Origin of the sequence: Streptomyces sp. NPDC086080 (genome assembly GCF_044540255.1) — a bacterium.
GTDB lineage: Bacteria > Actinomycetota > Actinomycetes > Streptomycetales > Streptomycetaceae > Streptomyces.
On sequence record NZ_JBITRU010000002.1, the window covers coordinates 371,702 to 397,296 of the forward strand.

Below are 25,595 nucleotides of genomic sequence, written 5' to 3' on the forward strand. Positions count from 1 at the left end.
GCCGCTGGGGCTACTGCCCGCCCCCTCGGAGGACGCCGACGGCTCCTGCCCGAGCGGGTGAGCGGGTGAGCGTGCCGGACCACGCGTCGGCGACCCGATCCGCCGGACCGGTTCAGGCGTGCTGCCCGGGGAAGGGATGCCCGGTGATCACCGCGGCGACCGTACTGCCGCGGGGGAAGGCGCTCTCCTCCGCCAGGGCGACAAGGGCGTACAGCATCTTGGCGACATAGACACGCTCCACGGGAACTTCGTGGCGTTGTTCGAAGTCCGCGGCGAACGCGTCGAGTTCCGCAGTGGTACGCGCGTAGCCGCCGAAGTGGAAACGCTCATCGAGACTCCAGTCACCGCGCGGACCGCCGAAGGCCCCGGTCTGCAGGGCGCGTACCTGCTCGGTCAGGAACCCGCCCTTGAGCACCGGTACGCCCAGCACGCGCACGCCGGTCCCGGCCCCGGCGGCCAGTCCCGCAAGGGTGCCCCCGGTGCCACAGGCCACCGCGACCACGTCCGCGCGGCCGGCCAGCTCCTCACCGAGCGCCCGGCAGCCGCGCACGGCGGGGGAATTGCTTCCGCCCTCGGGTACGACGTACGCGTCCTCGGCGCCCGCCGCGCGCAGGACGGCCGCCAGCGTCTCCGGCTCGGTCTTGCGGCGGTACGTCGCGCGGTCGACGAAGTGCAGCCGCATCCCGTCGGCCGCGCACCGGGCCAGTGACGGATTGAGCGGGCGGCCCGCGAGTTCCTGGCCGCGCACCACGCCGACCGTGCGCAGACCGAGCAGCCGCCCGGCGGCGGCCGTGGCCCGCAGATGGTTGGAGTACGCGCCGCCGAAGGTGAGCACGGTCCGCCCGGCCGCCTCGCCGAGGTTCGGTGCGAGTTTGCGCCACTTGTTGCCGACGAGTTCGGGATGGATCAGATCGTCCCGCTTCAGCAGAAGCCGGATCCCGCGCCGCTCGAACCGTCCGTCCACGGCCTCCCGCAGCGGCGAGGGCAGCAGCGGACGCAGGTGGGCGAGGGTGCCGGAGGCGGGGTCGTCGGAGCTGGTCACCGGTCCATTGTCGCCCGGAGGACTCCGCACGGCCGCGGCCGTGCGCGGGCTCGACCGGGGCGGCGGGCCGGACCCGGCAGGTGCGCTCGCGCGGGTGAGCCCGGACGGTGGCCCCCGCGCCGTCACCGCCACAGCGGTGCCGGTGGCGCCCGCGTCGCCGCCCGCGTGGTGCATGGAGGGGAGACCGTCGCGGAGCGCGGAGACCATGGTGATGGCCGGGGTGGCGGGTGCGCCCCTACTTCAGCCGGTCGCCGATCCGCTTCCTCATCGCGTTCATCGTGAATCCGCGCGGGTCCACCTTCCCCGGCTGCCACTCCAGGTGACCGATGACGGACCGCTCGTTCCAGCCGTGATGGCGGCACACCGCGGCCGCGGCCCTCTCGATCGCCTCCAGCTGGGCCGCGGGCCAGGGGTCGTCGCCGTCGCCCAGGTTCTCGCACTCGAAGCCGTAGAAGTGCCGGTTGCCGTCGGTGTTCGCCTCGTTGTCCGCCGGGAGGCGCTTCTCGGCGATCACCGCGCGCAGGACGTCGTCGTCGCCGAGCCCCGCGTGGTTGGCTCTGCCGTAGCCGACCAGGTGGACCCGGCCGTCCTTGGTGATGACGCCGTGGCACAGCGGCCCCGGCAGACCCGGGTAACCCTTGCGGCACAGCTCCACGGTCCTGGCGCTGCCCTTGGTGACCGTGTGGTGGATCATCACGCCGTGCACCGGGCCCCAGGGGCCCTTGTGATTGCGGTTGTGGTCGCGCCAGTCGCCGACCTGGACGACGCTGAGTCCTTCCGCCTTCAGAGCGCGCAGGAACGCGCTCGCGGACATGGGTGGGGCCATGACCGCCTCCTTCGTGCCGGACGGCGGCCGCCTGTCGCGACCGCCTGACAAGGCCTCTTCCCTGAAAGGAGTGCGTTCAACTACTCGTTCGGGCCCTGTGCGAGCCGATCCGGACAATCTCGTTCCGCTACCGCGCCGTTGAACGGGCGGCCCATGTGTGCCCAGCCCTCCCATGATCCAATCCCGCTCGATCGGGTAATGGCGCGGACACGGTGCGTGAGGAAGGCTTGATCACGCAGGGCGACGTCCGGCCCGACCGGGCGTCAACCACCATTTGGGGAGGGCAATTTCCTATGTCGGTAGGCGAAGAGGTCCGCACGGAGCAGGCCGGTCGGCAGCAGAGTCTCGGTACGGCCGCCGCGCGGAACCTGGCCACCACGACCAAGTCCGTGCCGCAGATGCAGGAGATCAGCTCGCGCTGGCTGTTGCGCATGCTGCCCTGGGTCGACGTGCGGGGCGGGACGTACCGGGTGAACCGGCGGCTGACGTACGCCGTGGGGGATGGCCGGATGACGTTCGTGAAGACCGGCGACCGTGTCGAGATCATCCCGGCGGAGCTGGGCGAACTGCCGGTGCTGCGGTCGTTCGACGACCAGGAGGTGCTGACCGAGCTGGCCTCCCGCTGCCGGCAGCGGGAGATCGAGGCCGGTCAGGTGATCGCCTCCTTCGGCAGTCCGGCCGACGAGGTGTATCTGCTGGCGCACGGCCGGGTGGAGCGGGTCGGCACCGGGCCCTACGGCCAGGACGAGTCCCTCGGGGTCCTCGCCGACGGTGCCTACTTCGGCGATCAGGCCCTGCTGGGCGAGGACGCCATCTGGGAGTACACAGCGCGCACGCTCACCGCCTGCACCGTGCTGGTGCTGCCGCGCGAGGCCGTCGAGCAGGTCGCCGAGCGGTCGGACACCCTGCGTGAGCACCTCCGCCGGCGGCTCTCCGTCCCCGGGCAGCGCACCAACAAGTACGGCGAGAAGGAGATCGACCTCGCGGCCGGGCACAGCGGGGAGCCGGACATCCCGCACACCTTCGTCGACTACGAGGCCAGGCCGCGCGAGTACGAACTCAGCGTCGCCCAGACCGTGCTGCGGATCCACACCCGGGTGGCCGACCTCTACAACCAGCCCATGAACCAGACGGAACAGCAGATCCGGCTGACCGTCGAGGCGCTGAAGGAGCGCCAGGAGCACGAACTGGTCAACAACCGGGACTTCGGACTGCTCCACAACTGCGAGTACGACCAGCGGATCCAGCCGCACGACGGGGTGCCGTCCCCCGACGACCTGGACGAGCTGCTCAGCAGGCGGCGCGGGACCAGGCTGCTGCTCGCCCATCCGCGCGCGATCGCCGCGTTCGGCCGTGAACTCAACAAGCGGGGGCTCGTCCCGGAGACCATCGACATGGGCGGCAACCGCATCCCCACCTGGCGGGGGGTGCCCATCTACCCGTGCAACAAGATCCCGGTGACCGAGGCCCGCACCACATCCATCATCGCCCTGCGCACCGGCGAGGAGGACCAGGGCGTCATCGGCCTGCGGGCGTCCGGCATCCCCGACGAGATCGAGCCGAGCCTCTCCGTGCGGTTCATGGGCATCAACGAACAGGCCATCATCAAGTACCTGGTCACGGCCTACTACTCGGCCGCGGTCCTGGTACCGGACGCGCTGGGCGTCCTGGAGAACGTCGAGATCGGCCGCTGGCGGTGACGTTCCGCAAGCTCTCGCGCGTGATGCCGTGTCCCCGCCCGTCAGGGCGGGTACACCTCGGGGGTACGTGCTCGACGGGGGCGGAAGCGCCATCCCTCAGCTCCTCCACCCAGCCGGTCCCAGGGGGAAGTCGATGACGGAGTCCATCACGGAGCCGCAGACGGGGCGTACGGCGGAGCGCAGCACGGAGCGCAGCACGGAGAGCGCCACGGTGCCGGCGCAGCGCCCCTCGGACGGACACGAGGCGACGATGCTGCTGGAGCGGGCGCGGGCCGCGGTCGACCCGGTGCTGCGGGCCGCCCTCGGCACGCTGCCCGCCCCCATGCGCCGGGTCGCGCTCTACCACTTCGGCTGGGAGAACGCGGACGGCACCCCGGCCCAGGGAGGGTCGGGCAAGGCGATCCGTCCCGCGCTGGTGCTCGCCGCGGCCACCGCGGTGGGCGGTCCCACGGCGCGGGCGGCGGCCGTGCGGGCGGCGGCGGCCGTGGAACTGGTCCACAACTTCACGTTGTTGCACGACGACGTGATGGACCGGGACACCACCCGCCGTCACCGTCCGACCGCGTGGACGCTGTTCGGGGACGCCGACGCGATCCTCGCGGGGGACGCCCTCCAGGCGCTCGCCCTGCGGCTGCTCGCCGAGGACCCCCGCCCGGTGGCCCGTGCCGCGTCGGTCCGGCTCGCCGACTGCGTGGTCGAGCTGTGCGCGGGACAGCACGCGGACACGGACCTGGAGCGGCGCGCCCCCGGCGAGGTCACCCTCGCCGAGACACTCGCCATGGCCGAGGCCAAGACCGGTGCGCTGCTCGGCTGTGCCTGCGCGATCGGGGCGCTGTACGCGGGCGCCGGGGACGCGGACGTGGCGGCACTGGACGCGTTCGGCCGGGAGGCGGGGCTGGCCTTCCAGCTCATCGACGACGTGATCGGCATATGGGGCGATCCACGCCGTACCGGCAAGCCGGCCGGTGCGGATCTGGCCGCCCGGAAGAAGTCCCTGCCGGTGGTGGCCGCCCTCACCTCCGGTACCCCGGCGGCCGCGGAACTCGCCGCGCTGTACGCGACCCCGCACCGGAAGGAGGACCTGGAACACATCGCCCTGAGCGTGGAACGGGCAGGCGGCCGGGACTGGGCGCAGAGCCAGGCGGCCGACCGGATGGCCCGGGCGATGCAGGAAGTGGCCCGCGCGGTGCCGGACCCGGAGGCCGCCGGCGGGCTGCTGGCCCTGGCCGAGTTCGTGACCCGGCGCAGCACCTGACGGCCCGTCGGCCGTTCCCGTGGCCCCGGAACCACTCGGTGCCCTGCGGCTCCTGACTCCGCACGGCACCGCGGCTCCGGTCCGGCGGGTCCCGCACTTCCCCACGATGTGCGGGGCCCGCCCTCTCGGTGACCTCCCCCCGATAGGGTCAACGTCCGTACGGACAAAGATGGTTGGGCGAAGGGACGGGACATGGGTGTGGGGATCCGGACGGCTGCGGAGGGCGACCGGGAGCTGGTGGTCCGCCTCCTGGACGAGGCGTTCCAGGACGACCCGGTCAGCGGCTGGGTCTTCCCCGGCCGGGAGTACCGCCGTGCGACACACCACAGGCTCATGGCGGCCTTCACCGACATCGTCCTCGCCGACGGGCGTATCGACGTCACCGAGGACGGCTCGGCCTGCGCCCTGTGGATGTCCGTACCCGCCGACGACCCCGGCCACGAGGACGACGACGGTTTCGCGCGGATGCGCCGTGCCGTCGACCCCGGCAACGAGCGGGTGGAACTGATCGGCCGGCTCACCGCGGACGTCCACCCCTCGGGGCGGGCCCATGAGTACCTGTGGATGATCGGCGTGGTTCCCGCCCGTCAGGGCGAGGGACTCGGCACCGCGCTGATCGGTTCCGTCCTCGACCGCTGCGACCGGGAGGGCCGGGCGGCGTATCTGGAGGCGAGCAGCGAGCGCAGCCGTCTGCTGTACGAACGTCTCGGCTTCGAGGCGGGGGGTGCGCCGCTGGCCCTCCCGGACGGTCCGCACATGTGGCCCATGTGGCGCGAGCCCCGGACGGGTGTGCGGTTCGGCGGGGAGGGATGACCTCCCCGCCGTCCTCCTGGGTCCGGGAGGACGGCGGCGCGGGGGATGTGGGCGGGTCGGCGGCCCGGAGAGGGACGTTCGGCCCTGGCCGCCGGGGCCCGCGCGGACTTCACTGGCTCGCGGGTAGCGTCCGTCGGCCACCCCGAGCGATCCGGCGGGCGTCGGACGACGAGCGGCGGGGGCACGATGAGCGCGGCGCGGGACGACGACGGCACGGCGATGAGCGACGACGGCACGGCGGGTGGGGACATCACGGCCGGTGGGGACATCACGGTGGTGGGGCACGCCGATCTGACTCCGGGCACCCTGCTGCTGGTGGAGGCGGCGCTGCGGACCAGGCTGGCCCGGCACCCGGCCCGCGGCACGGCCATGGTGCGCACGGGCGCCGGGGCACCCCTGGCGTCCGGCCGGGCCGCGCGGGCCTCGGGCCACCCGCTGGCCGTGGTGATCCCCACCCAGGCCGGGGTGCCGGCCATGCCGCCGCCGCGCGACCGGATGGCGACCGGTGAACTGCTCACCCTCGCCGACCAGGTGCGCCTGCTGAGCTACGACCCGACGGACCGCGACTCCTGTATCGGCGCGGACGAGCGCCTCGTCGCCGCCGCCGGTCTCCTGCTGGCCGTCTGGGACGGCTCCCCGTCCAACGGCCGCGACGCGACGGCCCACCTGGTGACCTACGCCCGGGCGCGGGGCGTCGCCGTGGAGATCGTATGGCCCGCGGGCGCCGCCCGGGAGGCGGTGCCCGCCACCGGCGTCCGGAGCTGACCCGTCCTCAGGGACCATTGGTCCCTGCCCGGGGGCCACACAGGGACCTTTCGCCCCATGCGCGCCTTCCTCTCGGCCGCCGATCATGGGCGCGCGAAACAGCTGGGGAGGAAGAACATCCGGTGGATGAGATACGCACGGAACATGTGAGAGTGGCGCAGGACGACCGGACCCGTCCGGCGCCGCACCCGACGGGCCGCGAGGTGAACGCCGTGAGCGCACCCGCGGTCCGCCGGACGGCGTGGGTGGACTGGCTGACGACCACCGACCACAAGAAGATCGGCACGCTGTACCTGGTCAGCGCGTTCGTGTTCTTCGTCGTCGGCGGGGTCATGGCGCTGATGATGCGCGCCGAGCTGGCCCGGCCCGGCATGCAGATCATGTCGAACGAGCAGTTCAACCAGGCGTTCACCATGCACGGCTCGATCATGCTGCTGATGTTCGCGATGCCGCTGTTCACCGGCTTCGCGAACTGGATCATGCCGCTGCAGATCGGCGCGCCCGACGTGGCCTTCCCGCGCCTGAACATGCTGGCCTTCTGGCTGTTCCTGTTCGGCTCCACGATCGCCGCCGCCGGTTTCCTCACCCCGGGAGGTGCCGCCGACTTCGGCTGGTTCCTGTACGCCCCGCTGTCCAACGAGGTCTACTCACCCGGCATCGGCGCCGACCTGTGGATCATGGGCGTGGCCCTGTCCGGCTTCGGTTCGATCCTGGGCGCGGTCAACTTCATCACCACGATCATCTGCATGCGGGCACCCGGTATGACGATGTTCCGCATGCCGATCTTCACCTGGAACGTACTGCTGACGGCGCTGCTCGTGCTGATCGTGTTCCCGGTGCTGGCGGCGGCGCTGTTCGCGCTGGAGTGCGACCGGAAGTTCGGCAGCCACATCTTCGACTCGGCCAACGGCGGGGCGCTGCTGTGGCAGCACCTGTTCTGGTTCTTCGGCCATCCCGAGGTGTACATCCTGGCGCTGCCGTTCTTCGGCATCGTCTCCGAGGTGATCCCGGTCTTCTCGCGCAAGCCGATGTTCGGCTACATGGGGCTGATCGGCGCGACGATCGCCATCGCCGGCCTCTCGGTGACGGTGTGGGCGCACCACATGTATGTCACCGGTGGTGTGCTGCTGCCGTTCTTCTCCTTCATGACGATGCTGATCGCGGTGCCGACGGGCGTGAAGTTCTTCAACTGGATCGGCACCATGTGGAAGGGAAGTCTCTCCTTCGAGACACCGATGCTGTGGACGGTGGGCTTTCTGGTCACCTTCCTGTTCGGCGGCCTGACCGGCGTCCTGCTGGCCTCGCCCCCGCTGGACTTCCACGTCTCCGACACGTACTTCGTCGTCGCCCACTTCCACTACACCGTCTTCGGCACGGTCGTGTACGCGATGTTCGCCGGATTCCACTTCTGGTGGCCGAAGTTCACCGGCAAGATGCTCGACGAACGCCTCGGCAAGATCACTTTCTGGACCCTCACGGCCGGTTTCCACCTGACCTTCCTCATCCAGCACTGGCTGGGCGTCGAGGGCATGCCGCGCCGCTACGCCGACTACCTCGCGGCCGACGGCTTCACCGCCCTCAACACCCTCTCCTCGATCGGGTCGTTCCTGCTCGGCCTGTCGATCCTGCCGTTCTTCTACAACGTCTGGAAGACGGCCAAGTACGGCAAGCCGGTCGGCGTCGACGACCCCTGGGGCTACAGCCGCTCCCTGGAGTGGGCGACCTCCTGCCCGCCCCCGCGGCACAACTTCCTCAGCCTGCCGAGGATCCGCAGCGAGTCTCCCGCGTTCGACCTGCACCACCCGGAGATCGCCGCGCTTGAACTGGAGCGGTGAGCCGTGCCGCAGCCCGTTCTCGCCCTCGGATGTGCGGCGGTGACGGCCGCCGGCAGTGTCTGGTACCTGCCGGCCCTGGCCGATCTGCGGGCCGGAGCGGCCGACCGGCCGCTCTCCCGCCGTACCGCGGCGGTCGCCTGCGTGACCGGCTGGGGCACGCTCGGAGTCGTCGCCCTGCTGCTGATCGTCGCCACGGCGTGGTGGGCGCCCTGCGCCGTGGCGGTCGTGGGCGGTACGGCCGCCGCCGCCCTGCGCGTCGATGCCGCCGTGCGGCGTGCCGCCGAGCGGCGTGAGACGGCCCGGCAATGGGCCGAGCTGCCGTACGGACCCCTGCCCGTCGGCACCCGTCGCCCCCGCGGAGTGGCGGTCACCGCGGCCGTCGTCCCGGTCATGGCCGGGGTCTTCTTCCTCGCGCTCGCCACCCGCGGACTGCCCCCGGGGTAGCGACCGGCGGAGACCGGCCCGCACCAAGCCCGGCCGGCGGCACCGTACGAACCCTTTCCGCCACTCCTGCCCCGCTCCCGATAATCCCTTGCGACCACTACGAGTGGAGTACTACAACTGGAGTTGTTCACGACGAGTGCCGTCCACGGGAAGAGACCGCGTTGCGAAAGCTCACGTACTTCATCGCCTGCTCCATCGACGGCTACATCGGCGACCCGGAGGGCGACGGGTCGGCCATGATCGCCCTGGTCGACGAGGAGTTCTTCGAGTTCCTCAAGACGGAGTACCCGGAAACCCTGCCCACCCACGGCCGTCGGCCGCTCGGCCTGGACCACCTGCCGAACAAGCGGTTCGACACGGTCGTCCAGGGCCGCGGCAGCTACGACCTGGCCCTGAAGGAGGGCATCACCAGCCCTTACGCCCACCTGCGCGAATACGTCGCCTCCCGCACGCTGGGGGAGTCGCCCGACCCGAACGTCGAGATCATCGCGGACGATCTGGTCGGCCGGGTGCGGGCACTGAAGGCGGAGGACGGCGCGTACGACATCTATCTGTGCGGAGGGGCCGAACTCGCCGGTCAGCTGGTCGACGAGATCGACGAACTGGTCATCAAGACCTATCCCATCGTGCTGGGCTCCGGCATGCCGATGTTCAACTCCCGCTTCTCGGTAACGGAGTTCACGCTGGAGTCGGTGCGCACGTTCGGCAACGGCGCACTGGTACGGACGTACAGCAGAAAGCGCTGAACCAAAGGCACAGCAGGGCGGCGCGGGTGCGCCGTCCGCCGCTATGCCCGCGACCCGTCCGGCGGGGCGGCAAGCCCGCCCGTCCAGGGATCACGGCCGGTGAGGCAGTAGAGACCCCCGGCCGGGTCCCGCATCACCGTCCAGTGGTCGAACGCGGTGACGAACGAGGCCCCCAGCTCCTCGTGCCGCGCCCTGGTCGCCCCGATGTCGGCGCAGGCCAGGTCGGGATGCGCGGAGACGGGCCGTTCCTGCTCCAGGCGCTGGAGCAGGACGCGCACCGGAAGCCCGGCCGGCGGCCTGACCACGTGAAACTCCGGCAGCGAACCGGGAGCGGACTCCCAGTCGGCCAACAGCCCGCCCCAAAAGGCGACTTCGGCATCGTAGAGGGAGGGTGCGAGGTCGAGGCACACCTGGTCCAGCCGGCTGCCGCGCACCACCGGCGGCCGCACCGACTCCCCGTGCCAGGGAATCGCGCAGAACAACTGCCCCGCGGGCGACCGCAGTACGGACCACCCCTCGTGCTCGGCGACCGTCCCCGCACCCAGCCGCCGGGCCGCCGCGGCGAACCCCGCGATGTCCTCGACGGAGAAGTCCAGATGCACACCGCCCTCTCCCGAGACGATCCGCTGCACCCCCGCACAGGCATCGGCGCCCTCCACCGTCAAGGTGATGAACTCCCCGTTGTCCCCGCTCGGTTCGGACAGCCGGGCCCCCGTGACGGCCGCCCAGAACGCGCCGGCCCGGTCGGCCACCGCGGCGGGCCGGTCGAGGAAGGCGTACGTCCAGCGGACGCTCACCGTCCGGGGCGTTCCATGAAGCGCAGCATGTTCCCCGCCGGGTCGCGGAACGCGCAGTCACGCACCCCGTACGGCTGGTCGACCGGCTCCTGGATCACATCCGCACCGGCGGCCTGGACGCGCTCGAAGAGGGCGTCGCAGTCGGTGGTGGTGAAGTTGACTCCGCGCAGCATGCCCTTGGCCAGCAGCTCCGCCATGGCCTGTCGGTCGCCGGGGGAGGCGTCCGGGCTCGCGGCGGGCGGCTCCAGCACGATCTCCACGTCCTGCTCCGGCGACGCGACCGTCACCCACCGCATCCCCTCGAACCCCACGTCGTTGCGGACCTCGAGGCCCAGCACGTCGCAGTAGAAGGCCAGGGCCTTGTCGTGATCGTCGACGGCGATGAAGCACTGCGCGAGTTTCGCGTCCGTTCCTGTGTCCATACGCCCACGCTAGAAGGTCCGGCCCGGATCGGCCCGGGGTCTGCCGCGAACCGGACGTGTGTACACGCGCGCCACACACGGCGGAATCACCGCGCCCTCCTCGTGGGACCGGGCCCGGTACGCGCTCGGCGTCTCCCCGACCAGTTCGGTGAAGCGCGAGCTGAACGAGCCGAGCGAGCTGCAGCCGACCGCGAGGCACACCTCCGTCACCGTGAGATCGCCCCGCCGCAGCAGCGCCTTGGCACGCTCGATGCGCCGGGTCATGAGATAGGCGTACGGAGTCTGTCCGTACGCCGCGCGGAAACTGCGCTGGAAGTGGCCGGGAGACATCAGCGCGGTCCGCGCCAGCTCCGTCATGTCGAGCGGTTCGGAGTACTCCCGGTCCATCCGGTCCCGGGCCCGCCGCAGTCGCACCAGATCGTCCAGCTCCATCCGCCCAGCATTCCACGGCCCGCGTGATCACCACAGGTGCGTGACAGCCCGTACGGCCGCCCGTGCGAGTCCGCCCCGCACATCGGATCCTCACGGCCCGCCCGCTGTGACGCCGAGCCGGCGGATCTCCTCCACCGGGTACGGGGTCAGCCTGCTCCGGTCCTGGAACGCGCGGTTGAAGTCGGACACCACCGCGGCGACCGGCGCGTACCGGGTGAGGATGGCCGCGACCTCGTCCGGAACGCCCGTGGGACGCTCGCCGCCGGCAAGGGCGCGCACCAGCGCACGGCGGCCCTCCCGGTCCTCCCTGCGGAGCCCGTACAGCGCGGTGACGAGCCAGTTCACCAGATACGTGGCGGTGTAGCCGCGGTCGTACGTCCGATGCCGGTCGAAGAAGCCGGACTCCTCGGCGGACAGCTCGAACCCGGAGGAGACGGCGAGGCCGTAGTCCGCGAAGTAGAGGCGTCGGCCGTCGGTCAGGATGTTCTCGAAGTGCGCGTCGAAGTGCAGCAGCCCGCGGCTGTTCATGAAGGAGATGCCGTCCAGCAGCTCCCGCTCCACCATGGCGCAGGCCCGGCCGGCGGCCTCACCGCCTGCCCCGATCCGGCTGCCCAGCCACTGGTGCAGGTTTTGCGGGATGTACTCCAGGAACAGCGCGACACAGGCCGGGGACTCCTCGAGGGCCCGGATCCGGCGGCACACCCGCGATCCGCCGCCCCAGTAGGCGACGGCCCGTTCGACATCGGCCAGTTCCTCCGGCAGGGGTGCCGAGCCGGGCAGTACCCGCCAGTGGTGCATCAGGGGGAAGCCCTCGTGCTCCGCCGTGAGCACCCAGTCCGTCGTCATGGTGTGCACGGCGAGCTCCCGCCAGGCCCCGAAGCCCGGCCCGCCGAGGGCGCCGACGCCGTAATGACAGAACATCGGAAGCTCGAACAGGTTCGCGGTGGACCGGACGTGCTCCGGCCGCAGTTCCAGGCCGGTGAGGGGGACGCGCTTCACGAAGACCGTGGTCCCGGCCACCTCGATCAGCGCCGATGTCCCGCCGATGCCGGATCCGGCCGGCACGGCCCGGTCCACCAGCGCCCGCAGGGCGCCGTCACCGCACCGGGCCAGGGCCGCGGAGACGGTGCCATGAGCGGCCAGCCGCGCCCGGCGCGACATGCCGGAGCCGTTCACCGCCGCCTCCACCCGGCGCGCCGGGAAAAGACCCCCTCCGCCCCGTCGTCGATGCGGTCGGCGGCGTGCGGCCGCAGGTCGCGGGGAGGCCCGGAAGCCGGCGGGTCAGCCGGCGGACAGGGCGCTGAGTGCGGCGTCCAGACGGGCGGTGGCGTCGTCCGCGACGGGCCCGAGGGCGTCGAGGCCGGTAAGCGTGACCATGGTTCCCGGGTCGAGGGCCTGGACGACCGTGGTGTCACCGTCACCGCGGACGACGACGTTGCAGGGCAGGAGCAGGCCGATGCTGCGGTCCGTTTCCAGGGCCCGGCGGGCGAGGGGCGGGTTGCACGCGCCGAGGATGACGTAGTCCTCCATGTCGTGGTCGAGCTTGGCCTTGAGGGTGGCCTTGATGTCGATCTCGGTGAGGATGCCGAACCCCTGGTCGGCCAGGGCCTTGCGGACGGCGGTGACGGCGGTGTCGAAGTCGATGGCGAGGCGGACGGTGCGGTCGTAGGACACGGACACTCCTGAATGGTGCGGAACAACTGATTCCTCCATACCCCGACGGGTTACCCGTACGACGCCGGGCGATTCCCCGAACGAGTGGCTCGCGCCCGAGGAATACCCCCATGGGTATACCCATTAGCATAAGTGCTGCATACCCCCTAGGGTAAGCCGTCCGAAAGGAGTCGTGGTCGTGTTCTTCGTCGACACCCTGGAGTTCGAGGGCCTGGGCAACCGCAGTTACCTGGCCGGCGGATCCACGGCCGCGGTGGTCGTCGACCCGCCGCGGGACATCGACCGGATCATCGCCGCAGCGGCCCGCCGCGGGGTGCGCATCGCCTTCGTGGCCGAGACCCATGTGCACAACGACTACGTCACCGGCGGCCTGGAGCTGGCCCGCGTCACCGGCGCCCGGTACCTGGTGCCGGCCGCGGCGAACGTGTCGTTCGCCCGCACCCCCGTGTCCGACGGCGACACCGTGACCGTCGACGAGGGCCTGGTGCTGCGCGCGATCGCCACTCCCGGCCACACCCCGCATCACACGTCCTACGCCCTGACCGAGGACGGGCGCGGTGTGGCGGCGTTCACCGGCGGGTCGCTGCTCATCGGCACCGTGGGCCGCCCCGATCTGGTCGAACCGAGGCTGACCGAACAGCTGGCTCGCGCCCAGCACGCCTCCGCCCGCCGGCTGGCCGACGAACTGGCCGACGAGGTGCCGGTGCTGCCCACCCACGGGTTCGGCAGCTTCTGCTCCTCGTCCCAGGCCGAGGGGGACGCGACCACGATCGGCAAGGAGCGGGAGACCAACGACGCGCTGACCCTGGACGTCGACAGCTTCGTCGCCCGGACACTCGCCGGGCTGGACGACGTGCCCGCCTACTACGCGCACATGGGCCCGGCCAACGCCGCGGGCCCCGCGCCGGTCGACCTCACCCCGCCGAGGCGCGCGGACGCCGCGGAGATCGCCTCCCGGCTGGCCGCGGGTGAGTGGGTGGTGGACCTGCGCAGCCGCACGGCCTTCGCCGACGGGCATGTGGCGGGCTCGTTCAACTTCGAGGGCGAGGGCAAGCTCGCCACCTACCTGGCCTGGCTGATCCCGTGGGGCAAGCCCGTCACCCTGCTGGCCGACACCCCGGAGCAGGTCGCCGCCGCGCAGCGGGAGCTGGCCCGGGTGGGTATCGACCGCCCGGCCGCCGCCGCCACCGGCGAACCGGCCGCCTGGGTCCGTGCGGGCGAACGGCTCGCCTCCTTCCCCCGCGCCCGCTTCGCCGACCTCGCCGATGTCCTTCGGCGGGGCGACGACGTCGTCGTCCTGGATGTGCGCCGGGACTCGGAGCGTGCGGGCGGCTTCATCGACGGCTCGGTCCACATCCCGATCCACCATCTGCACGGCCGCCTCGACGACGTGCCGCCGGGGACCGTGTGGGTGCACTGCGCCGGCGGGATGCGCGCGGCGATCGCCGCCTCCCTGCTCGACGCCGCCGGCCGTGACGTGGTCGCCGTCGACGACGGCTTCGACGCCGCGGCGGATGCCGGGCTGTCCCTGACCTCCGGCTGAATTCCGGCCGTTCCTCTCGCAAGCAAGGAAGCACCGATGTTCCTCTTCCGCCGAAACGGGCCCCGGGTCACCGCCGACGAGGCCCGCAGCCGTACCCGTGGCGACCAGCCCGACGCCGTCCTGCTGGACGTCCGTGAGAAGCCCGAATGGGCCGCGGGCCACGCCCCGGGCGCCGTCCACATGCCGCTGACCAAACTGGTCGCCGGCGGCACCCTGCCGCCCGAGGCGCAGGGCCGGCCGCTGGTGGTGATCTGCCGCAGCGGACACCGCTCCCAGCAGGCGACGAAGCTCCTCCTCGAGCGCGGAGCGCAGGCGGTGGACGTCAAGGGCGGCATGAACGCGTGGGCCGCCGCCGGGCACCCGGTCGTCGACGGACGCGGGAACAGCGGCCGGACAGCGTGACCGTCCTCGTTCTCGCCCTCCTCGCCGGGGCCGTCGTCGGCCTCGCTCTCGGAGCCCTCGGCGGCGGTGGCAGCGTCATCGCCGTACCGGCGCTGATCTACCTGCTCGGCCTCACGCCGGCCACCGCCACCACGGCCAGTCTGATCATCGTCACCGCCACCTCCGTCACCGCCCTGTACGTCCACGCCCGCGACGGGAACGTGGCATGGAAGACGGGGATGCTGTTCGCCGCGGCGGGCATCGTCCCCGCCTTCCTCGTCGGCGCCGCCGCCGGGAGCCTGCCCGAAGCGGTGCTGACGGCGGCGTTCGCGGTCATCGCCGCGGTGGCGGCCCTGCGCATGCTGCGGCCGTCCGTGTCCGAACCTCCGGACCGGATCCGTCCCGGCAAGGTGGCGGGCGCAGGTGCCGGACTGGGCGCGGTCACCGGCCTTCTGGGGGTCGGCGGGGGATTCCTCGCCGTCCCGGCCCTGGTGAACGTCCTCGGACTGGCCATGCGGCGGGCGGTGGGCACCAGCCTGCTCGTCATCACGATCAATTCGCTGGCCGCGCTCGCCGCGCGCGCCGGTACCGGTGGCGGGCTCCCCTGGGAGATCATCGGCCCCTTCACCGGAGCCGCGATCCTCGGCGCCTGGGACGGCAAACGGCTCGCCGCGAAGGTCTCCGGCACCACCCTCCAGAGGATCTTCGCCGGCGTCCTGCTGGCGGTCGCCGCCCTCATGCTCGTCGACGTGATCGTCTGAACGAGCCCGCCCTGTCCGGGCTCGTGACGCCGGGGCGTTCGTCCGCCGGTCCCGGCCCTACCCGCTCATCCGGATCACCCCGAAGGTCCGCCGAGGTCCCCGGCGCGGCCCGTGCCGGGACCGCCCCCGATCCGGCTTCCGCCCTCCGCGACCGCTGAGCCACGGGAGAAGGGGAGAGACCCGGGCCGGATCCCTCCCCCCGTCGGCGGCCGCACGCGGCGTGCGGCCGCCGGGACCCGCTATCGCGCGGACGGCTCGCCTTCCGGCGACGACCGCCGATCCCGTCTCCTCACCGGCCTCCACAGGACCAGCAGTGCGGCCAGCGCCGCCACAGCGGCCAGGACCAGCACCACCAGCCGGTCGGACACCGCCGCGCCGAGTCCGGACAACCGCTCCTCCAGAGCGAACTCGGCGTCGGTGCTCAGCAACGACGGCAGCGCGGACGTGCCGTCGAAGGCGAGGAAGGCCACCCCGAGCGCGATGAACAGCACGCCGCCGAAGGCCGAGGTGCTGTGCAGGGCCACCGGACCCACCCGGAAGACCCGGCCCCGCAGCCAGCGCTTGCGTCCCAGATCGAACCGGTCCCACAACAACGCCAGCACGAACATCGGAACCGCCATCCCCAGGGCGTAGACGGCAAGCAGTACCCCGCCGTGCAAGGGGTCGCCGTCCAAGGCGGCCACGGTCAGGATGCCGCCGAGGATCGGCCCGGCACAGAACCCCGCCAGCCCGTACACCGCGCCCAGCGCGAACACCGACAGCGCCGAACCCGAGCGGCGCCCGCCCGCGGCCCGCGCCATCCGCCGCGAACCGAAGCCCACCCCGGCGATCTGGGCCACACCCAGGATGATGACCGTCCATCCTCCCACCGTCACCAGGACGTCCCGATGGCCGTAGAAGAGCCGGCTGGCGAACGAGCCGGCCACCCCGAGCGGCACGAGCGTCGTGCACAATCCGACGTAGAACAGGCCGGTGCGCGCCACCAGCCGGGTGCGGCTGGTGAAGGAGTAGGCGAAGAAGGCGGGCAGCAACAACGCGCTGCACGGACTGAGCAGGGCCAGCAGACCGCCGAGGAAGGCCACCGTCAGACCGGCCTCGCTCATCGTCCGGCCGCCTTCGCCGCCGCCTCGACGGCTTCCTTGAAGACGGCCGTGGGCTGCGCCCCCAGGATGGGACGGCCGTTGATCAGGAACGCCGGAGTGCTGGTCACGCCGAGGTTGAAGCCCTCCTCCTGGTCCCGGCCCACGGCGCTTCGGGCTTCGTCGGATGCCATGTCCGCCCGGAACCGCTCGATGTCGGGGATTCCGGCCGCACGGGCCATGGCGGTGAGCTTCTCCGCGCTGAACTTACCGGCGTTGCGTTCACGCGGCTCGCTGTAGGCGGTGTCGTGGAACTCCCAGAACTTGTCCTGCTGTCCGGCCGCCCAGCCGGCCAGGGCGGCCTGCTCCGACTCCTCGCCGAAGACGGGGAAGTTGCGCCATTCGATACGCAGGACCCCCTTGTCCACGTACGAGCGCAGCAGCTCGGGTTCGGTGTTCCGGGCGAACTGGCCGCAGAACGGGCACTGGAAGTCGGAGTACTCGATCAACACCACCGGGGCGTCCGCCCGCCCGACGGCCAGGGCGTCGGAGGGATCGCGGCGGGCAAGGGCGAGCAGGCTCTCGTCCGCGGGTGCCGGAGCGACGGACTCGGTGACCGCCGCGGACCGGTCCGGGGCGTCGTCGCGGTTCGCGGAGTCGTCCAGGGTGAGGGCGAAGGTCGCGGTCACCGCGGCGGCGGCGAGGACCCCGACGGCCGCGTTGCGCCTGCGGGTACGGCGGGACGAGGAAAGGAGGGACGGAGTCATGGGACACCTCAGACGATGAGGAAGAAACAGGAAGCAGAACCGGGGCGCGGGTCAGGCGGACGCCGTGACCGGGCACACGGTCTGCGAGGACAGGCGGCGAAGCGCGGCTTCCGCCAGCAGCCCCGCCGATACGACAGCCAGCAGCGGCTGCAGGGGAGCCCAGTAGCTCATGGCTCCGGACGCACCGAGGAGCACGAGGACGAGCTTGTTGCAGACCGGGCAGCCGACGGCGAAGAAGGACAGCGCGCCGCCGACCGCTCCCAGACGGCCGCCCTTGCGGGGGTCCGGCTCCGAAGGGGCGGAGGGCGGACGGACGTAGGTGCTCAGGACGATGCCGGCCAGGACGGCTGTGACGGCGAGGGCCGGGTAGTTCCACCACTGCACGGGGACCGACCGGCCGAACAGAGGATTGGGCACCACGTCGGTGGGTGCGCCGACCAGGATCGCCGTGGCCAGGGCACCTGCGCCGGCCACAGCCCACTGCCGGGTTTGCCAACCACGCAGTGCTGCGCCCGCCCGACTCCATGAGCGCGGGGAAGAGGACATGCTGAACAGCTCCGTTCTCCGAGGATTCAGGGACACACGACCGACAGGCCGGGCCTAAATCCGCAGAACGGAGTGAAGCGGGGTGGACGGCGGCGGAGCGGGGCCACCCGACGGTGTTCCGCGGTGCTGTGACAGGGGCGACGCGGGCGCGGTGTCACAGGCCGCGGGTCCTGGGTGCGAGGCAGCCGGCGGCGGAGCCGCTGCCCGATGGGCGCTGTGCTCGGCGATCACCTTCTTGGCGCACGGCGCCGCCGCCCCGTCCGCATCCTCAGCGGCGGCAGGGGCATGCACCTGCCGCGCGGCCGACGGGCCCGGGCCCGACCCGCCACGCTCCGCATGCCCGAACACGCACAGCAGCGCGACCACGGCGATGAGCAGAGCCAGCGCACCACGAAGGCCGGCGTGTGCCGGCCCGTGGACTGTCGCTCGCCTCAACGTCGCTCCCGCGTGTGCTCAGAGACTGCGTGTGCTCAGAGATACGGACACCCTAGGACATCGGCTCCGGCCCACGTCGGGCACCCGGCTCTCCGGCAGGGATCCGCGGGTGGGCCGGGGCCTCCGGGCGAAAAAGAGACCGCACCCGGGCCGTCAGGGACGCCGTGGTTGGTACGGCGGACCGCGGACCGGGTGCGGGCAGGGAGACGCTGCGACCAGCTCATCGCGGGTCGGAAAGCATGATCGAGGATCAGGCCTTCTTGGTCTCCCAGAAGATCTTGTCGATCTGGGCGATGTAGTCGAGGGCCTTCTGACCGGTGGCCGGGTCCGTGGAGGCCTTGGCGGCCGACAGGGCCTTCAGGGCGTCGTTGACCAGCTGGTGCAGCTCCGGGTACTTCTCGAAGTGCGGGGGCTTGAAGTAGTCGCTCCACAGCACGGAGACGTGGTGCTTCGCCAGCTCGGCGCGCTGCTCCTTGATCACCGTGGCGCGGGCCTGGAAGTGCGGGTCGTCGTTGCCGGCCATCTTCTCCTGGACGGCCTTCACCGACTCCGCCTCGATGCGGGCCTGGGCCGGGTCGTACACGCCGCAGGGCAGGTCGCAGTGGGCGCTGACCTTGACCTTGGGGGCAAACAGGCGGGAAAGCATGGAGCGTTTCCTTCCTCGTGATCGTCTTCTCACCGTGGACATTACTCCGTGGCCGTCGGCATTTCGCGGGTGCCCCCGCGGGCTTAGGGCAAAAGTCCGGGGTCACACTGGGACTGGTGGAGCGATGACCGGGAGGTGCCGGGAGATGCCGGAGCTGTCGCAGGACGCCGAACGGGCGAGGGCGCCGCTGCCCTTCGGGGTGGCCGAGGTGACCGGGCCGTCCATGGTGCCGACGCTGCATCACGGGGACCGGCTGCTGGTGCACTACGGGGCCCGGGTCAGGCGTGGTGACGTGATCGTGCTGCGGCATCCGTTCCAGCAGGACCTGCTGGTCGTGAAGCGGGCCACCGAGCGGCGGGACGGCGGCTGGTGGGTGCTCGGGGACAACGCGTACGCCGGTGGTGACAGCACCGACTACGGCGTCGTCCCCGACGAGCTGGTGCTGGGCCGGGTCCGGTTCCGTTACCGGCCGCGCGGTCCGGAGCGGCGTTCGCCGCTGGCCGTGGTGGGCTGGGTGCTGTCGTCGGCGCGGCCGGTGTTCTCCGCCCGGTCGGCCTCCAGGCGTTTGCGGGCACGGTAGGCGGCCACGTTGGCGCGGGTGGCGCAGCGGTCGGAGCAGTAGCGGCGGGAGCGGTTGGTCGAGGTGTCCAGGTAGGCGTTGCGGCAGGGTGCCGCCTCGCACAGGCCGAGCCGGTCCACGCCGTACTCGGTGAGATGGAAGGCGAGGCCCATCGCGGCGATGGCGGCGTAGCCGGCGGTCGCGTTGGACGGGTGGTCGGCCAGGTGCATGTGCCACAGCGGGCGGCCGTCGTCGTCGCGGAAGTCGTGCCCGGAGATCTGCGGGCTGACCGGGAACTCCAGCAGGAGCGAGTTCAGCAGGTCGACGGCGAGGGTCTCGTCCCCGCCGTCCGCCGCCTCGAAGACCGAGCGGAGCCTGGCCCGGACCGAGCGGAACCGTGTCACATCGGCGTCGGTGGCGCGCCGGGCGGCCGACTGGTTCCCGCCGAACAGGTCACGGACGGCCTCGACCGAGGTCAGCGTGTCCTTCCCCCGGGCCGGTTCCTCGGTGTTGACGAGGCGGACGGCGTAATCTGAGTAATAGGCCAGTTCCACTTGTAGTCCTTACACAGGGGCTCTAGGGTCATGAGTGCGGTCGGGTAATAGACGGTCGTGCTGCAAGGGTATTACGTGACGGAGGCGAGGAGGGGCTCGATGACGGACGCGCACACCACCACGGCCGGCGCCGACTGGCAGGCCTGGCAGGAGAGCTGGGACCGGCAGCAGGAGTGGTACATGCCCGACCGCGAGGAGCGGTTCCGGATCATGCTCGACATGGTCGAGGCCCTCGTCGGCACCGCCCCCCGCATGCTGGACCTGGCCTGCGGCACCGGCACCATCACCGCCCGGCTGCTCGCCCGCTTCCCCGACGCCACCAGCACCGGCGTCGACCTGGACCCGGCGCTGCTCGCCATCGCCGAGGGCACCTTCGCGGGGGACCGGCGGGTCAGCTTCGTCACCGCCGACCTCAAGGACCCCGGCTGGGCGGAGGCGCTGCCGCACGACTCCTACGACGCCGTACTCACCGCGACCGCACTTCACTGGCTGCACCGGGAACCTCTCGCGGACCTCTACGGGCACATCGCGGGGCTGGTCCGCGACGGCGGGGTCTTCATGAACGCGGACCACATGATCGACGAGACCACACCCCGGATCAACGCCGCGGAGCGGGCGCGGCGGCACGCCCGCATGGACCGGGCGAAGTCGGACGGCGCCCTGGACTGGGCCGAGTGGTGGCGGCTCGCCGCGAAGGACCCGGTGCTCGCGGAACCGACGGCCCGCCGGTTCGAGATCTACGGCGAACACGCCGACGGCGACATGCCGTCGGCGGCATGGCACGCGCGCGTGCTGCGCGAGAAGGGGTTCGCCGAGGCCCGGCCGGTGTGGTGCTCACCCTCGGACACCCTGCTGCTGGCGTTGAAGTAGCGCACGGTGAAGGGGCGGTACGGAAGATCCGTACCGCCCCTTCACCCTGTGCGGGACCGCGGTCAGAGCACCTTGGACAGGAACGACTTGGTGCGCTCGTGCTGCGGGTCGGTCAGCACGTCGCGCGGGTTGCCGGCCTCGACCACCACGCCGTCGTCCATGAACACCAGGCTGTCGCCCACCTCGCGGGCGAAGCCCATCTCGTGGGTGACGACGACCATCGTCATGCCCGACTCGGCGAGGTCACGCATGACGTCGAGGACGTCGCCGACCAGCTCCGGGTCGAGTGCCGAGGTCGGCTCGTCGAAGAGCATCAGCTTCGGGTCCATGGCGAGCGCCCTGGCGATCGCCACCCGCTGCTGCTGGCCGCCGGAGAGCTGCGAGGGGTAGTTCCCGGCCTTGTCGCCGAGGCCCACCCGCTCCAGGAGCTGCATCGCGCGCTCCCTGGCCTGCGCCCTGCTCACGCCCCTGACCTGGACCGGTGCCTCCATGACGTTCTCGACGGCCGTCATGTGCGGGAACAGGTTGAAGCGCTGGAAGACCATGCCGATGTCGCGGCGCTGCAGGGCGACCTCGCTGTCCTTCAGCTCGTACAGCTTGTCGCCCTTCTGGCGGTAGCCGACCAGCTCGCCGTCGACGTACAGACGGCCGGCGTTGATCTTCTCCAGATGGTTGATGCACCTGAGGAAGGTCGACTTGCCGGAGCCGGAGGGACCGATGAGGCAGAACACCTCGCCGGTCTTCACCTCCAGGTCGATGCCCTTGAGGACCTGGACGGCGCCGAAGGACTTGTGGACGCCCTCGGCCTTCACCATGGCCGTCATACCGTGCTGCTCCTCTCACGGCTGAGGGCCGTCAGATTGACCTTGATCTTCTGCCACGGCGTCGCCGGCAGGCTCCGGGAGGAGCCGCGAGCGAAGCGGCGCTCCAGGTAGTACTGGCCGACGCTGAAGACGCTGGTGATGACCAGGTACCAGATGCACGCCACGAACAGCATCTCCATCACGGCGTACGACGTGGAGCCGATCGTCGAGGTGGCGCGCAGCAGTTCGTTGTACGTCACCGCGTACACCAGTGACGAGGTCTTCAGCATGTTGATGAACTCGTTGCCGGTCGGCGGCACGATCACCCGCATCGCCTGCGGGATCACGATGCGCCGCAGCGTCTTGGCGTGGCTCATGCCCAGCGCGTGCGAGGCCTCGGTCTGGCCCTCGTCGACGGCCATCAGACCGGCGCGGCAGATCTCCGCCATGTACGCCGCCTCGTTCAGGCCCAGACCCAGCAGGGCCGCCATGAACGGCGTCATGACGTCGACCATCTCGTCCTTGTAGAGCGGACCGAGGTTCAGCGTCTGGAAGATCAGCGCCAGGTTGAACCACAGCAGAAGCTGCACGTAGACCGGCGTACCGCGGAAGAACCAGATGTAGATCCACGCCACCCAGCTCGTCACCGGGTTCTTGGACAGCCGCATCACGGCGAGGATCACACCGAGGACAACGCCCATGATCATCGCCAGGACGCTGATCATCAGGGTGCGTCCGGCGCCGGCCAGGACGGTGCCGTCGAAGACGTAGTCGCCGACGGCGTGCCACTGGATCTTCTCCGCGGTGACAAAGGCGTTGACGAGCAGAGCCACCAGCGCCAGCACGACGGCTCCGCTGATCCACCGGCCGTAGTGGCGGACCGGGATGGCCTTGATCGCCGAGGGCGGCACGGCGGCCCCGCCCTCCTTGGAGACGGCTGCCGCCGGTCGGGCGTCGGCCGTCTCCTTGTCGAATTTGTCAGTCACTGTGACTGCCCTTCAGTACGTGCCCGGGAATGTCACTTGCCGCCGTTGATCGTGGCCTTCTCGATGGCGCCGGTCTCGGCGCCCCACTTCTCCAGGATCTTCTTGTACGTGCCGTCCTCGATGATCGCGTTGACGGCCGCTTCCAGGGCCTCGGTGAGCTGCTTGTTGTCCTTGTTCACCGCGATGCCGAACGGACCGGCGTCCACCTGCTCACCGACGATCTCGAAGGCGTTGCCGTCGTCCGCCTTGCGGACCAGGTCGACCGCGACCGGGTAGTCGTTGACGCCGGCGACCGCGCCGCCCGACTTCACGCGGGTCTGGGCCTCGGTGTCGTTCTCGAACGACTGGATCGTGATCTTCTGCTTGCCCGCGTCCGCGCACTTCGCGGACTGGTCCTGCAGCGCCTTCTCGTAGGTGGTGCCACGCTGCACGGCGGCCTTCTGGCCGCAGAGGTCCTCGATGGAGTTGATCCCCTCCGGGTTGCCCTTCTGGACGTACACGGCGGTGCCGGCGACGAAGTAGTCGACGAAGTCGACACCCGGGCCGAGCTTCTTGCCCTTGTCGTCCAGGCCCTCCTGGCGCTGCTTGTTGTCCGTGATGGACGACATCGCGATGTCGTAGCGGCCCGAGTTCAGCGAGGTGATCAGACCGTCGAAGGAACCCGAGGTGAACTGGACCTCGACGCCCAGCTTCTCGCCCAGCGCGGCGGCGAGGTCGGGGTCGACACCGACGATCTTGCCGCCCTCCTGGAACTCCATCGGGGCGTACTCGGCGTTGGTGCCGGCCTTCAGGACGCCCGCGTCCTGGATCTTCTTGGGCAGCTTGTCGAACAGGGGGGCGGAGTTGGCCTTGCCCTTCTCCTTGGTGTCCTTGCTGCCGCTGTCGTCGGTCTGGTCACCGCAGCCGGTGAGAAGCAGTGCGCCTGCGACCGCGATCGTGCCGACCGCCGCAAGACGGGAGCGCGCGGCGGTGGTACGACGGGTGGTGCGTGCGGTCATGGTGGGTTCCTCCGGCGGATGGGTGGAGTTGCCGATGGGGCCGGCGACTGCCTGAGTGGCGTCGCCATGGGTCGTCGGGAGCACACGTCTTCGAGCGCCGCGACCTCGTCTGATTACCGCATCTTGCCATTCGGACTACGCCGATCAGGGGGCTCGCGATGTCAAAATCAGATAACGGGTGACGCTCGAACCGGGGTAGGCCGGTACATCACGGCGGGACAGTCTGTGGGAATTCGCCATTCCGGCGGGAAGATCTCCGGTAGGGCTCGTGTTATGGAAGTCACGCCAGTGGCCCATGGCCGAGTTGTGGGCTTGCTGGAGGGTTCGTCCGCATCTTGTCCTGATATCAGGTGATTATTCCGGGTGTCGGCATGTGACCTTCACGTTATGGACTCGTCGCCGAAGGCGTCCGTCCGGTAAGAAGGTTCTCCACACCCCTCATCCGGGGCCCAAGGGCGCGTGTGCGGCGCGCCCGTCGTGTTCGGCCCGTACGCAACAACCCCCCGGGCCTTATGCGGTCCCGCCCGCTCCTCACCAGGAGTGGTAACCCTCAACCGTAAATACTTAAGGGGTAAAAGAAAGTGGCAGCGGAGATTGCAGATCCTCGCAGCGAAAGCCGGAACGGTCATAAGGACCCGGAGAGCGGGGCAGAGCCCCTCGATTCCTTCGACCCGGCGTTCGCGCTGCACCGCGGCGGCAAGATGGCTGTGCAGGCCACCGTGCCGATCCGTGACCGGGACGATCTGTCCCTGGCGTACACGCCCGGCGTCGCGAAGGTGTGCAGCGCGATCGCCGAGCAGCCGGACCTCGTCCACGACTACACATGGAAGTCGCAGGTCGTCGCCGTCGTGACCGACGGTACGGCCGTGCTCGGGCTCGGGGACATCGGACCTGAGGCCTCCCTCCCGGTGATGGAGGGCAAGGCCATCCTCTTCAAGCAGTTCGGCGGCGTGGACGCGGTCCCGCTCGCCCTGAACTGCACCGACGTCGACGAGATCATCGAGACCGTCGTCCGGCTCGCCCCGTCCTTCGGCGGTATCAACCTGGAGGACATCTCGGCACCCCGGTGCTTCGAGATCGAGCGGCGGCTGCAGGAGCGGCTGGACATCCCGGTCTTCCACGACGACCAGCACGGCACCGCGATTGTGTCGCTGGCGGCGCTGCGGAACGCGGCGCGGCTGAGCGGACGCACGCTGGGTGAGCTGCGGGCCGTGATCTCGGGCGCCGGCGCCGCGGGTGTCGCGATCGCCAAGATGCTGGTCGAGGCCGGTATCGGCGATGTCGCCGTGGCCGACCGCAAGGGTGTCGTCTCGCGCGACCGCGACGACCTCACGCCGATCAAGGCGGAGCTGGCGTCGTTCACCAACAAGGCCTGCCTCTCCGGGACGCTGGAGTCGGCGCTGGCCGGAGCGGACGTGTTCATCGGGGTCTCCGGCGGCACGGTGCCGGAGTCGGCGGTGGCGTCGATGGCCGAGGGCGCCTTCGTCTTCGCCATGGCCAACCCCGAGCCGGAGGTGCACCCGGAGGTCGCGCGCAAGTACGCGGCGGTCGTGGCCACCGGGCGGTCGGACTTCCCGAACCAGATCAACAACGTGCTGGCGTTCCCCGGGATCTTCGCGGGCGCGCTCCAGGTGCGGGCCTCCCGGATCACCGAGGGGATGAAGCTGGCGGCGGCCGAGGCGCTGGCCTCGGTGGTCGGTGACGATCTCGCCGCCGACTACGTCATCCCGTCCCCCTTCGACGAGCGGGTCGCCCCCGCGGTGACGGCCGCCGTGGCCGCGGCCGCCCGGGCGGAGGGTGTCGCCCGCCGCTGAGGCGCACGCCGTCCTGTTGGCCCCGTCCAGGTGCGGACGGGGCCGATCCATGGGCGCCGGGACCGGTTCCACTGCCGCCGGGACGGTCCGCGCGGGGGCAAC

The 25,595-nt window shown here is 71.0% G+C and carries 28 protein-coding genes; 13 read left to right on the forward strand and 15 right to left on the reverse strand.

Going from position 1 to position 25,595, the window contains the following annotated elements:
- Positions 1 to 112: 112 nt before the first annotated feature.
- Positions 113 to 1,042 carry a 1-aminocyclopropane-1-carboxylate deaminase/D-cysteine desulfhydrase gene (locus ACIF9R_RS03755; RefSeq protein ID WP_399973782.1) on the reverse strand — a complete coding sequence of 310 codons (930 nt, stop codon included), beginning with the start codon at positions 1,040 to 1,042 and terminating at the stop codon, positions 113 to 115.
- A gap of 235 nt (positions 1,043 to 1,277) precedes the next feature.
- Positions 1,278 to 1,868: an N-acetylmuramoyl-L-alanine amidase gene (locus tag ACIF9R_RS03760; RefSeq protein WP_399973784.1), complete on the reverse strand. Its 591-nt coding sequence runs from the start codon at positions 1,866 to 1,868 to the stop codon at positions 1,278 to 1,280.
- Positions 1,869 to 2,161: 293 nt separating this feature from the next.
- Between ACIF9R_RS03760 and ACIF9R_RS03765 the strand changes: the two genes are divergently transcribed.
- From ACIF9R_RS03765 to ACIF9R_RS03795, 7 genes are all read left to right on the forward strand, one after another.
- Positions 2,162 to 3,568 carry a family 2B encapsulin nanocompartment shell protein gene (locus ACIF9R_RS03765; RefSeq protein WP_399973787.1) on the forward strand — a complete coding sequence of 469 codons (1,407 nt, stop codon included), beginning with the start codon at positions 2,162 to 2,164 and terminating at the stop codon, positions 3,566 to 3,568.
- Positions 3,569 to 3,701: 133 nt separating this feature from the next.
- Positions 3,702 to 4,823 carry a family 2 encapsulin nanocompartment cargo protein polyprenyl transferase gene (locus tag ACIF9R_RS03770; protein ID WP_399973790.1) on the forward strand — a complete coding sequence of 374 codons (1,122 nt, stop codon included), beginning with the start codon at positions 3,702 to 3,704 and terminating at the stop codon, positions 4,821 to 4,823.
- Positions 4,824 to 5,015: 192 nt separating this feature from the next.
- Positions 5,016 to 5,636, forward strand: a complete 621-nt coding sequence (locus ACIF9R_RS03775) for a GNAT family N-acetyltransferase (RefSeq protein WP_399973793.1) — start codon at positions 5,016 to 5,018, stop codon at positions 5,634 to 5,636.
- Positions 5,637 to 5,855: 219 nt separating this feature from the next.
- Positions 5,856 to 6,401, forward strand: coding sequence for a hypothetical protein (locus tag ACIF9R_RS03780; protein WP_399974002.1), 546 nt, complete (start codon positions 5,856 to 5,858; stop codon positions 6,399 to 6,401).
- 212 nt (positions 6,402 to 6,613) lie between these two features.
- Positions 6,614 to 8,236, forward strand: coding sequence for a cytochrome c oxidase subunit I (ctaD, locus tag ACIF9R_RS03785; RefSeq protein WP_399973795.1), 1,623 nt, complete (start codon positions 6,614 to 6,616; stop codon positions 8,234 to 8,236).
- A gap of 3 nt (positions 8,237 to 8,239) precedes the next feature.
- On the forward strand, positions 8,240 to 8,680 hold the full coding sequence (locus ACIF9R_RS03790; protein WP_399973798.1) for a hypothetical protein: 441 nt from the start codon (positions 8,240 to 8,242) through the stop codon (positions 8,678 to 8,680).
- Between the two features lie 161 nt (positions 8,681 to 8,841).
- Complete coding sequence (locus ACIF9R_RS03795; RefSeq protein ID WP_399973801.1) at positions 8,842 to 9,426, forward strand: dihydrofolate reductase family protein; 585 nt, start codon at positions 8,842 to 8,844, stop codon at positions 9,424 to 9,426.
- Positions 9,427 to 9,467: 41 nt separating this feature from the next.
- Here the strand turns inward: ACIF9R_RS03795 and ACIF9R_RS03800 are convergent, their stop codons facing one another.
- The 5 genes from ACIF9R_RS03800 to ACIF9R_RS03820 form a co-directional block, all read right to left on the reverse strand.
- Positions 9,468 to 10,223: a VOC family protein gene (locus ACIF9R_RS03800; protein ID WP_399973804.1), complete on the reverse strand. Its 756-nt coding sequence runs from the start codon at positions 10,221 to 10,223 to the stop codon at positions 9,468 to 9,470.
- Positions 10,220 to 10,645 carry a VOC family protein gene (locus ACIF9R_RS03805; protein WP_399973807.1) on the reverse strand — a complete coding sequence of 142 codons (426 nt, stop codon included), beginning with the start codon at positions 10,643 to 10,645 and terminating at the stop codon, positions 10,220 to 10,222. The genes ACIF9R_RS03800 and ACIF9R_RS03805 overlap by 4 nt, the downstream gene beginning before the upstream one ends.
- Positions 10,646 to 10,654: 9 nt before the next feature.
- Positions 10,655 to 11,077 carry a helix-turn-helix transcriptional regulator gene (locus ACIF9R_RS03810; RefSeq protein ID WP_399973809.1) on the reverse strand — a complete coding sequence of 141 codons (423 nt, stop codon included), beginning with the start codon at positions 11,075 to 11,077 and terminating at the stop codon, positions 10,655 to 10,657.
- Positions 11,078 to 11,167: 90 nt separating this feature from the next.
- A complete protein-coding gene (locus ACIF9R_RS03815) occupies positions 11,168 to 12,238 on the reverse strand; it encodes a protein kinase family protein (protein WP_399974005.1) in 1,071 nt (356 codons plus the stop codon).
- 120 nt (positions 12,239 to 12,358) lie between these two features.
- Complete coding sequence (locus ACIF9R_RS03820; RefSeq protein ID WP_399973812.1) at positions 12,359 to 12,751, reverse strand: DUF302 domain-containing protein; 393 nt, start codon at positions 12,749 to 12,751, stop codon at positions 12,359 to 12,361.
- A gap of 178 nt (positions 12,752 to 12,929) precedes the next feature.
- Between ACIF9R_RS03820 and ACIF9R_RS03825 the strand changes: the two genes are divergently transcribed.
- Genes ACIF9R_RS03825 through ACIF9R_RS03835 form a run of 3 tightly spaced genes read left to right on the forward strand, consistent with a single transcriptional unit; the run spans position 12,930 to position 15,436 of the window.
- The gene (locus tag ACIF9R_RS03825; protein ID WP_399973815.1) at positions 12,930 to 14,294 is read left to right on the forward strand and encodes a rhodanese-like domain-containing protein; all 1,365 of its coding nucleotides are present in this window, start codon (positions 12,930 to 12,932) and stop codon (positions 14,292 to 14,294) included.
- A gap of 36 nt (positions 14,295 to 14,330) precedes the next feature.
- Positions 14,331 to 14,696 carry a rhodanese-like domain-containing protein gene (locus ACIF9R_RS03830; RefSeq protein WP_399973818.1) on the forward strand — a complete coding sequence of 122 codons (366 nt, stop codon included), beginning with the start codon at positions 14,331 to 14,333 and terminating at the stop codon, positions 14,694 to 14,696.
- A complete protein-coding gene (locus ACIF9R_RS03835) occupies positions 14,693 to 15,436 on the forward strand; it encodes a sulfite exporter TauE/SafE family protein (RefSeq protein WP_399973820.1) in 744 nt (247 codons plus the stop codon). Before ACIF9R_RS03830 ends, ACIF9R_RS03835 begins: the two co-directional genes overlap by 4 nt.
- Before the next feature lie 239 nt (positions 15,437 to 15,675).
- Here ACIF9R_RS03835 and ACIF9R_RS03840 read toward each other — a convergent pair whose 3' ends face one another.
- The 4 genes from ACIF9R_RS03840 to sodN all read right to left on the reverse strand — a co-directional run bounded on the left by ACIF9R_RS03840 (position 15,676) and on the right by sodN (position 18,909).
- Complete coding sequence (locus ACIF9R_RS03840) at positions 15,676 to 16,539, reverse strand: cytochrome c biogenesis CcdA family protein (RefSeq protein WP_399973822.1); 864 nt, start codon at positions 16,537 to 16,539, stop codon at positions 15,676 to 15,678.
- Entirely contained in the window at positions 16,536 to 17,282 is a 747-nt protein-coding gene (locus ACIF9R_RS03845; RefSeq protein ID WP_399973825.1) for a DsbA family protein, read from the reverse strand. Before ACIF9R_RS03845 ends, ACIF9R_RS03840 begins: the two co-directional genes overlap by 4 nt.
- Before the next feature lie 51 nt (positions 17,283 to 17,333).
- On the reverse strand, positions 17,334 to 17,828 hold the full coding sequence (locus tag ACIF9R_RS03850; protein WP_399973827.1) for a hypothetical protein: 495 nt from the start codon (positions 17,826 to 17,828) through the stop codon (positions 17,334 to 17,336).
- A 685-nt stretch (positions 17,829 to 18,513) separates the two neighbouring features.
- Positions 18,514 to 18,909, reverse strand: coding sequence for a superoxide dismutase, Ni (gene sodN / locus ACIF9R_RS03855; protein WP_023546844.1), 396 nt, complete (start codon positions 18,907 to 18,909; stop codon positions 18,514 to 18,516).
- A gap of 145 nt (positions 18,910 to 19,054) precedes the next feature.
- On the opposite strand from sodN, the gene sodX reads away from it, so the two are divergent.
- Positions 19,055 to 19,489, forward strand: a complete 435-nt coding sequence (gene sodX / locus ACIF9R_RS03860) for a nickel-type superoxide dismutase maturation protease (protein ID WP_399973829.1) — start codon at positions 19,055 to 19,057, stop codon at positions 19,487 to 19,489.
- Here the strand turns inward: sodX and ACIF9R_RS03865 are convergent.
- Positions 19,372 to 20,022 carry a CGNR zinc finger domain-containing protein gene (locus tag ACIF9R_RS03865; RefSeq protein WP_399973831.1) on the reverse strand — a complete coding sequence of 217 codons (651 nt, stop codon included), beginning with the start codon at positions 20,020 to 20,022 and terminating at the stop codon, positions 19,372 to 19,374. The two genes, sodX and ACIF9R_RS03865, sit on opposite strands and share 118 nt — an antisense overlap.
- 99 nt (positions 20,023 to 20,121) lie before the next feature.
- On the opposite strand from ACIF9R_RS03865, the gene ACIF9R_RS03870 reads away from it, so the two are divergent.
- A complete protein-coding gene (locus tag ACIF9R_RS03870; protein ID WP_399973833.1) occupies positions 20,122 to 20,892 on the forward strand; it encodes a class I SAM-dependent methyltransferase in 771 nt (256 codons plus the stop codon).
- A 62-nt stretch (positions 20,893 to 20,954) separates the two neighbouring features.
- Here ACIF9R_RS03870 and ACIF9R_RS03875 read toward each other — a convergent pair whose 3' ends face one another.
- Genes ACIF9R_RS03875 through ACIF9R_RS03885 form a run of 3 tightly spaced genes read right to left on the reverse strand, consistent with a single transcriptional unit; the run spans position 20,955 to position 23,679 of the window.
- Positions 20,955 to 21,716 carry an amino acid ABC transporter ATP-binding protein gene (locus ACIF9R_RS03875; protein ID WP_399973835.1) on the reverse strand — a complete coding sequence of 254 codons (762 nt, stop codon included), beginning with the start codon at positions 21,714 to 21,716 and terminating at the stop codon, positions 20,955 to 20,957.
- Entirely contained in the window at positions 21,713 to 22,681 is a 969-nt protein-coding gene (locus ACIF9R_RS03880) for an amino acid ABC transporter permease (protein WP_399973838.1), read from the reverse strand. Before ACIF9R_RS03880 ends, ACIF9R_RS03875 begins: the two co-directional genes overlap by 4 nt.
- A 32-nt stretch (positions 22,682 to 22,713) precedes the next feature.
- On the reverse strand, positions 22,714 to 23,679 hold the full coding sequence (locus ACIF9R_RS03885; RefSeq protein ID WP_399973841.1) for an ABC transporter substrate-binding protein: 966 nt from the start codon (positions 23,677 to 23,679) through the stop codon (positions 22,714 to 22,716).
- A gap of 581 nt (positions 23,680 to 24,260) precedes the next feature.
- Between ACIF9R_RS03885 and ACIF9R_RS03890 the strand changes: the two genes are divergently transcribed.
- Positions 24,261 to 25,493 carry an NADP-dependent malic enzyme gene (locus ACIF9R_RS03890; RefSeq protein WP_399973844.1) on the forward strand — a complete coding sequence of 411 codons (1,233 nt, stop codon included), beginning with the start codon at positions 24,261 to 24,263 and terminating at the stop codon, positions 25,491 to 25,493.
- Positions 25,494 to 25,595 lie beyond the last annotated feature (102 nt).